Annotated in this window: 9 protein-coding genes; 6 read left to right on the plus strand and 3 right to left on the minus strand. The window is 61.6% G+C overall.

Annotated elements, in window-relative coordinates:
- From EOA86_RS12785 to EOA86_RS12795, 3 genes are all read left to right on the plus strand, one after another.
- On the plus strand, nt 1-1,314 hold a 1,314-nt coding region (locus EOA86_RS12785), incomplete at its 5' end, for a prolyl oligopeptidase family serine peptidase (RefSeq protein WP_164891714.1).
- A 40-nt stretch (nt 1,315-1,354) separates the two neighbouring features.
- Nucleotides 1,355-1,468 carry a capsid protein gene (locus tag EOA86_RS12790; protein ID WP_245316547.1) on the plus strand — a complete coding sequence of 38 codons (114 nt, stop codon included), beginning with the start codon at nt 1,355-1,357 and terminating at the stop codon, nt 1,466-1,468.
- Nucleotides 1,469-1,521: 53 nt separating this feature from the next.
- Nucleotides 1,522-2,901: an aspartate aminotransferase family protein gene (locus tag EOA86_RS12795; RefSeq protein ID WP_128341977.1), complete on the plus strand. Its 1,380-nt coding sequence runs from the start codon at nt 1,522-1,524 to the stop codon at nt 2,899-2,901.
- Nucleotides 2,902-3,046: 145 nt separating this feature from the next.
- Here the strand turns inward: EOA86_RS12795 and EOA86_RS12800 are convergent, their stop codons facing one another.
- Complete coding sequence (locus EOA86_RS12800) at nt 3,047-3,346, minus strand: hypothetical protein (RefSeq protein WP_127212378.1); 300 nt, start codon at nt 3,344-3,346, stop codon at nt 3,047-3,049.
- A 517-nt stretch (nt 3,347-3,863) separates the two neighbouring features.
- Between EOA86_RS12800 and EOA86_RS12805 the strand changes: the two genes are divergently transcribed.
- The gene (locus EOA86_RS12805) at nt 3,864-4,739 is read left to right on the plus strand and encodes an SMP-30/gluconolactonase/LRE family protein (protein WP_128341978.1); all 876 of its coding nucleotides are present in this window, start codon (nt 3,864-3,866) and stop codon (nt 4,737-4,739) included.
- 426 nt (nt 4,740-5,165) lie between these two features.
- On the opposite strand, the gene mmsB is transcribed toward EOA86_RS12805, so the two are convergent.
- Nucleotides 5,166-6,050, minus strand: a complete 885-nt coding sequence (mmsB, locus tag EOA86_RS12810; RefSeq protein WP_128341980.1) for a 3-hydroxyisobutyrate dehydrogenase — start codon at nt 6,048-6,050, stop codon at nt 5,166-5,168.
- A gap of 20 nt (nt 6,051-6,070) precedes the next feature.
- On the minus strand, nt 6,071-7,237 hold the full coding sequence (locus tag EOA86_RS12815) for an isobutyryl-CoA dehydrogenase (protein WP_128341982.1): 1,167 nt from the start codon (nt 7,235-7,237) through the stop codon (nt 6,071-6,073).
- 150 nt (nt 7,238-7,387) lie between these two features.
- Here EOA86_RS12815 and EOA86_RS12820 point away from each other — a divergent pair, with 150 nt between their 5' ends.
- Together EOA86_RS12820 and EOA86_RS12825 are read left to right on the plus strand one after the other, a co-directional pair.
- Entirely contained in the window at nt 7,388-8,002 is a 615-nt protein-coding gene (locus tag EOA86_RS12820) for a dimethylsulfonioproprionate lyase family protein (protein ID WP_127209704.1), read from the plus strand.
- Nucleotides 8,002-8,309, plus strand: a 308-nt coding sequence (locus EOA86_RS12825; RefSeq protein WP_164891715.1) for an AAA family ATPase, incomplete at its 3' end; no start/stop codon positions are given. The genes EOA86_RS12820 and EOA86_RS12825, both read left to right, overlap by 1 nt.

Raw genomic sequence — 8,309 nt, forward strand, 5'->3', positions numbered from 1 at the left:
TCGCACAGCTTTCTGCGTCTGCCTTCCGGCGAAAACAGGCGTATCCCGCTGCCGGACGACGTCACCGACACGATGCTGTTCAAGGATCAGCTCGTCTTCGGGGTGCGCAGCCCATGGTCGGCGCCGGGCGGCACGCGATGCCGACCCGACGGCCTCTATTCGCTGGACTTCGCCCGCTGGATGGAGACCAATGCGCTCGGACCCGTCGATACCGTCCTCGAGCAGGCGGATCGTGTCTCGATCGCCGGGATCGCCCGCACGCAGGACCGGCTGTTCATCAACCTGATGGACAATGTGCGCGGCAAGGTCGTCGCCTGCCAACGCGGCGACAGCGGCTGGTCGCTGCAGCCGGTGGCGCTGCCCGAAAACGGCAATGTCCGCATCAGCCACGCCGAGCGTTTCGGCTCCAGCGTCTCCTTCTCCTTCACCGACTTCCTGACGCCGAGCTCGATCATCTGGTCGGACGACAATGCTGCCACGCTGGCAACGGTGAAATCGCAGCCGGCGCGCTTCGACGCGTCGTCCCTGGTCTCGGAACAGTTCGAGGCGCGCTCGAAAGACGGCACCATGATTCCTTACTTCGTCGTCAGGCGACGTGATCAGAATGGGCCGGTGCCGACGCTGCTTTACGGCTATGGCGGCTTCGAAGTGCCGCTGTTGCCAGGCTATGCCGGCGTGCGCGGCCGGCTGTGGCTGGAAAAAGGCAATGCCTATGTGCAGGCCAATATCCGCGGCGGCGGCGAGTTCGGCCCGAACTGGCACCAGGCCGCGCTCAAGGCCAATCGCCAGAATGCCTTCGACGATTTTATAGCGGTTGCGCAAGACCTGGTGAAACGCGGCATCGCCACGCCGGCGACGCTCGGCATCCAGGGCGGCTCAAATGGCGGCCTGCTGACCGGCGTTTCGCTGACCCAGCATCCGGAGCTTTTCGGTGCGGTGATCATCGATATGCCGCTGCTCGACATGCTGCGCTATACCGAGCTGCCGCCTGGGGCATCCTGGATGGCCGAGTATGGCGATCCAGCGAAGCCTGAAGAAGCCGAGTGGCTTGCGGCTTATTCGCCTTATCAACATGTCGAGACCGATGCCGCCTATCCGCCGGTGTTGCTGACCACATCGACGGCCGACGACCGCGTCCATCCCGGCCATGCGCGCAAGATGGCCGGGCGGCTGCAGGCTGCCGGCCACACCAAGACACTATTCTTCGAAGAAACCGAAGGTGGCCATGGCGGGCGCGGTGATCGCCGGCCGCAAGCGGCACAGGCGGCGATGAAGTATGTCTTCCTGCAACGGGCGCTGAACGGAACGGCTTGAACTGATCGCATCAGACCGCCTAAGGTGCTGCATGGCTCGGATGAAGACATTTCGCGCATTTGGGATGGCGGTGACGCCGTCGCCGCGCACGCTTCGCGCCGAGCTTTTGCGGCTTTGCGCCCGCATCGGCTATTCGCCGCCCACTTTCCCCTAGCGAATCCGCCCCGGCAACAAATTGCCGGATTGGTTCAAGAGGAAAGATCAGACATGACGTATCAGAATTATTCGCTGAAGCAGCTTCAGCAGATCGATGCTGCGCATCACCTTCATCCGTTCACCGATCACAAGGAGATGCGCGAGGCCGGCTCACGCATCATCACCCACGCCAACGGGCCGTTCATCTACGATTCCGAAGGGACGGAAATCCTCGACGGCATGGCCGGGCTGTGGTGCGTTAATGTCGGTTACGGCCGCGATGAACTGGCCGACGCAGCTTACGCCCAGATGAAGGAACTTCCCTACTACAATTCCTTCTTCAAATGCTCGACCCCGACGCCGGTGCTGCTGGCCAAAAAGCTGGCGGAACTGGCGCCGAAGCACGTCAATCAGGTCATCTACGGCTCGTCCGGCTCGGAGGCCAATGATACGGCACTGCGGCTGGTCCGCCACTATTGGGCGCTGGAAGGCAAGCCGGAGAAGAACTGCATCATCTCGCGCAAGACGGCCTATCACGGCTCGACCATCGCCGGCACCTCGCTGGGCGGCATGGAGCCGATGCACAAACAGCTCAACGGCGCGGTTCCAAACATCGTCCATGTGATGATGCCTTATGCTTATGAGCTGGCTCTGCCCGGCGAAAGCGACCATGATTTCGGCCTGCGCGCGGCCAAGGCCGTCGAGGATGCCATCCTCGAAGCCGGCGCCGACAAGGTCGCCGCCTTTATCGGCGAGCCGGTGATGGGGGCAGGCGGCGTGAAGATACCGCCGATGAGCTATTGGCCGGAAGTGCAGCGCATCTGCCGCAAATACGATATCCTCCTGATGCTGGACGAAGTCATCACCGGCTATGGTCGAACGGGCGAGTGGTTCGCAGCTCAGACCTTCGACATCAAGCCAGATACCATCACCACCGCCAAGGCGCTGACCTCCGGCTATCAGCCGCTGTCGGCGCTCCTGGTCGGTGACCGCATCGCCGCGACGCTGGTCGAGAAGGGCGGCGAGTTCAACCACGGTTACACTTACTCCGGGCACCCTGTGGCCTGCGCCGTGGCACTGAAGAACCTCGAGATCATGGAGCGTGAAGGTCTGGTCGATCGGGTCAAGAACGACACCGGACCCTATTTCGCCAAGGCGCTGCAGGAGCACATTGGCGGTCACGATCTGGTCGGCGAAGTGCGCTCGATCGGGCTGATGGGGGGAATCGAAATCGTTAGGGACAGGGCGACCAAGGAGCGCTTCCTGCCGGCCGGAAGCGCGGCCGTGCTTGTCCGCGACCACGCAATTGCCCAGGGCATGATGCTGCGCGCCACCGGCGATACGATGATCCTGTCTCCGCCGCTGATCTGGACGCGTGAGACGATCGACATGGCCTGCGACCGCATCGCCAAGGCGCTTGATCTGGCGCAAGCGGATTTGCGCGAGCGGTAAGATAGAACGAAGATCTCGCCAGGGCGAGGATCGGTCGTGAGCGCGGCAGGTCTCCTACACCTTGGAGGAGCCGCTCGCCAAGAGCTGCTACGAGGCGATCGCTTCGTCCGTCGCCGCGATTTACCTTGTCCGTCAGGACCTGTGTTTACCTGCCATCGGCCGTAGCGTCGGTGCTGCTACGCTGGGCGTTAGCGCCGTCGCTCTGTTGCTCGGCCCACCCACCCGGACCGGTCGGAAAGCTCGGCTCTCCTTCCGCCTCTAGGCTCTCGTGGAACTCAGTGGCAGGTCTTCCTGGGTATTGGCGGCCGCTCGACAGGTGCCCTTGATGGCCGGGATGGAGGCTTGCGTCATCGTTGCGGGCATGATCCGGCGGTTCGGCATAGGCTGCCGTGGCAAACAGCGATCCGGCGCCGATGAAGAGTGCCAATGCGAGAACGTGCTTCATCGTGCTGTCCTCCAGTATTTGGACTCAAGATGCAGATAGAGCCCATCCAGGCTGTGTAAAGGGCAGCTTGTAATGAAATTGATTAAGGGGGCAGCCCCTGCACATCCCCGGCCGTACAGTATGGCTTGCGCAATTTCGGCAATATCGACGATCCGAGCCTCGAGCCGATGATGCCTTCGGCGGACCGCATCGGCCCTCCGCGCAAGGCGACAGGCTGGTGTTTCGATTTGACTCGCTTAGGCGTCGTTTTCGAACACCAGCCTCTCGCGGGCCGCCCGAGTACAGCGTCACGGGATGTGCGGAGTGCTTTTCATCCGCAGTACGGCTCCAAGAACAGTTGACGTTGGAACTGCCATTCATCTGGGGAATTGTAAAGTTGCCGAGGCTAAGCAGAAATTGCTTATAGACGAACTTGTCAGAGCAATTGAAGCGTCAACCGTAAGCTTTTCAATATCGCCTGTTCAATTTGCGGTTGCGCTTTACATAATAGGTCAAAAAACAACATAGGGAGGCTATCATGATCAGGATTCAGTCAGTTCTATTTTTTATTCTACTACTAGGAGTGGCAGGGTCACCCGCGACAGCGGAGGAGGTCTGGTCGCTTGACGGCTTAAAGGCCCCCGAGAGCGTACTTTTCGACACCAAGCGGAACGTCTTCTACGTTTCCAACATTGTTGGCGAGCCCGCCGGCAAGGATGGGGTCGGATACCTTTCGAAAGTTTCGCCTGACGGAAAGTTGCAGGCAGCCGAATGGGTGACCGGGTTTAATGCGCCCAAGGGATTGGTGATGCAAGGCGATACGCTTTTCGTCACCGACATCGATCGGCTTATGGCCGTCAACGTCGAGAGCGGTCAGATCACCGGAACATGGCCCGCAGAAGGCGCTCAGTTCCTCAATGATCCCGCCGTCGACGAGGCGGGTCGCGTCTTTGTTTCCGACATGCTGGCGAACAGGATTTATGTTCTGGACAATGATGCTCTCACCGTCTGGCTGGAGAGCGAGGATCTCCTGCATCCGAACGGTCTGCGCGTCGAAGATGGTCGCCTCCTCGTCGCCGGCTGGGGGCGCGATATCCAGCCGGATTTTTCGTCCAAGTCACCCGGCCATCTGATCGCGATCGACCTGAACACGAAGGCTATCTCTGACATCGGGTCCGGCGAGCCTGTTGGAAATCTAGATGGTCTAGAACCGGACGGAGCAGGAAATTGGCTTGTTACGGATTGGGTCGCAGGGGCGCTCTTTCGCATTCATCCGGATGGAAAAGTCGAGCAGCTGATGGACCTCAATCAAGGCAGCGCCGATCTGGAATTCCTGGAAGAAAAGAAGCTGGCAATCATCCCGATGATGATGGACGACAAACTGGTCGCAACTCGATTGGGTGGAGCAACTTGAGAAGAGGCTCGCATAGTCCAATTGGCCGTACAGGGTCATGACTTGCACTATCGAAGGGCCGGATCAGCGGCCCTTTCCACATCTGTGCCAGCTCTTGCGTGGTGCCGTTCTGAAACGCAAAAACCGCGCTCCATCGGGAACGCGGCTTTGCCAGATACGCATGGCGCTTCGCCAACAGAACACTTGCGAAACTTACGGGCTCCGGTACGCGAGACCTGATCCGGAGCGCCGGGCGGATGCGATATGCCGCCTCGCACTCCGTTCTACAGGGACATCGTTACCGGGTGGTTATCGATAGTTTAAGCAAATCTAAATTTCCGATGTTTCTCTTTGCCGGGAACGGAAAAGCCCGTCGAGTTCGAGGCTTAAGCGCGTCGCGTCTGAAGGGACGGTCAAGCCCGAGCGCAAGCTCTTGGGCGACATGCATTACGCTGGGGTACCGCGCAGGAAATTTATGATGCCGGAAAAATCGGCACCGGCATGTCCCTGGGCGTTGAACAGCGCATAAAGCTGGGCGGCCTCGGCGCCCAGCGGCGTCACCGCACCGGCGCTTTGCGCGGCTTCCTGCGACAGTTTCAGGTCCTTCAGCATCAGTGCTGCGGCAAATCCCGGCCTGTAGCCATTGTTGGCCGGCGATGTCGGCACCGGACCGGGCACCGGGCAATAGGTGGTCAGCGACCAGCACTGGCCCGACGAGTTCGAGGCGACGTCGAACAGCGCCTGATGCGACAGGCCGAGCTTTTCCGCCAGAACGAAGGCTTCGGCGACGCCGATCATCGAAATGCCGAGGATCATGTTGTTGCAGATCTTTGCCGCCTGTCCGGCGCCGTCATCGCCGCAATGGACGATGCGGCCGGCCATCGGCTTCAGGATGGGTTCGGCCTTGGCGAATGCGTTCTTCGAGCCACCGGCCATGAAGGTCAGCGTGCCGGCTGCGGCGCCGCCGGTGCCGCCGGAAACCGGCGCGTCGATCGACAGCAGCTTATGTTTGGCGGCAGTGGCGTGGGCTTTTCGTGCCGATTCGACGTCGATGGTCGAGGAATCGATGAACAGCGCGCCTTTTTTCGCCTTGGGCGCGATGTCCTCATAGACCGACAGGACATGCCTGCCGGCCGGCAGCATGCTGATGACCACATCGGCCTCTTTCACTGCGGCAACGGCATTGGCCATGACGACGACGCCATGCTCCTTGGCGATGACGAGATTCTCCGGCATCAGGTCGAAGCCGTGCACGGCATATCCAGCCTTGACGAGATTGGCGGCCATCGGGTTGCCCATATTGCCGAGGCCGATGAAGGCGATGGTGGTCATCGTTTTCTCCCGGTTTGCCGTCAGCGGCCGATCAGGGCGCGTGCGATGATGACGCGCATGATCTCGTTGGTGCCTTCGAGAATCTGGTGAACGCGCAAATCGCGGACCAGCTTCTCGATGCCGTAGTCGTGCAAATAGCCGTAGCCGCCATGCAGTTGCAGCGCGTCGTTGGCGACATTGAAGCCGATGTCGGTGACGAAGCGCTTGGCCATCGCCGACCATTTCGAGGCATCGGGAGCTTTGCGGTCGAGCTTCGAGGCGGCGGCGTAGAGGAAAATCCGTGCCGCCTGCAGCTCGGTCTCCATGTCGGCGAGCTTGAACTGCAGCGCCTGGAACTGGTTGATCTTGGAGCCGAAGGCCTTACGCTCCGCGGTGTAGGCCAGTGCCTTGTCGAGCGCCGATTGCGCGCCGCCCAGCGAACAGGCGGCGATGTTGAGCCGACCGCCGTCGAGTCCGGCCATGGCGATGCCGAAGCCGGCGCCTTCGACTGAGAGCAGGTTTTGCGCCGGCACCTTGCAGTCCTCGAAGATGACCTGGCGCGTCGACTGCATGTGCCAGCCCATCTTGTGCTCGTTGGCGCCAAAAGACAGGCCGGACGCATCCTTCGGCACGACGAACGTGGAAATGCCCTTCGGCCCGTCGGCGCCGGTGCGCGCCATGACGATATAGAGGTCGCTGTCACCGGCGCCTGAGATGAACTGCTTGACGCCGTTCAGCACATAGTCGCCGCCGCTTTTCACCGCGCGCGTCTTCAGCGCCGCAGCATCCGATCCCGAGCCTGGCTCGGTCAGGCAATAGCTGGCCAGCCATTCCATCGAAGTCAGCTTCGGCAGGAAGCGTTGGCGCTGCTCGTTACTGCCGAAGCGGTCGATCATCGAGGCCACCATATTGTGGATCGAGATGAAGGAGGAAAAAGCCGGATCGGCGCGCGAAAGCGCCTCGAAGATCAGCACGGCGTCGAGCCGACCGAGCGCCGAGCCGCCGACATCGTCGCTGATATAGATGCCGCCGAGACCGAGCGGGCCTGTCTCGCGGATCACGTCTGCCGGAAAATGCTTGTTGCGGTCCCAGTCGAGCGCGTTCGGCGCGACGCGGTCGGCGGCGAAGGCCTCGGCCATCTCCTGGATGGCGCGCTGGTCCTCGTTGAGTTCGAACTGGCTGGTGCCCGCATCGACAGCGGCGTCCATGGCGTGCTCCCTGATGTTGTCGGCCGGCTGGCCTGTCGTTTTTGGCTTTGCGCGCGGTTCAATCTAGACCAATGATGCCGCCGCGCAAGCTGACCGTCTGCATCCAACCATCTGGGAGCGCCGTGCGCGAATGCGTGTGTGGAGCGAGGCGTGACGACAGATTTCGATGAACTGCTCGAGTGTTTCCATGCCTATCTCGAAAGGTTCGATGATACGCTGGTGCGCGATGCCGTGGCCCGGATCGGCTGGGCCATGCCGGCGCGTCGGCTCGAGCCGCATCCGCTCGCCTGCCTGCGCCAGCTCGACCGTATCGCCGAGCTCGCTCCGGCAAACGCCAAGCCGCTGGCGCGGCTGCTTGCGGAGCGTCGCGGCGAACTGCGCTGGGGGCAGACCTACAGCGAGGCGGATTTCGGCAAGGGTTTCATCGACAATTACGGCTGGCTGGAGGTATTCGGCACGCGCGGCCATTTCGTCAACGACGAGGTCGCGGCCGGGCTGCTGATCCTTGGACCTGATGTCGTCTATCCCGACCATCATCATGTCGCCGAGGAGATCTACATTCCGTTGACCGGCGGCACCGAATGGCGCATGGGCGAAGGTGGTTTTCGCACGCGCGAGGCGGGTGAGGTGATCCACCACGCCTCTGATGTCAGCCACGCCATGCGCACCGGCAAGGAGCCGCTACTGGCGCTCTACATCTGGCGTGGCGGGCCGCTGGCGGCAAAATCCACGATCACCGGAACGACGGTACAGGGCAAGGACTGATGGCCAAGGCGATCATGCTGCAAGGCACGGGCTCCGATGTCGGCAAAACAGTGCTGGTCGCGGGCCTCTGCCGCGCGGCCAGGAAACGCGGGCTGCAGGTGCGGCCGTTCAAACCGCAGAACATGTCGAACAACGCCGCCGTTGCCGATATTCCGGGCGAAAAACTCGGCGGTGAGATCGGCCGCGCCCAATGGCTGCAGGCGATCGCCTGTGGCGTTGCGCCCTCCATCCACATGAACCCGGTGCTGCTTAAGCCGCAGACCGATATCGGTGCGCAGGTAGTGGTGCAGGGCAAGGTGTCAGGGGA

This window comes from Mesorhizobium sp. M5C.F.Ca.IN.020.32.2.1 (assembly GCF_004023105.1).
Lineage (GTDB): Bacteria > Pseudomonadota > Alphaproteobacteria > Rhizobiales > Rhizobiaceae > Mesorhizobium > Mesorhizobium wenxiniae.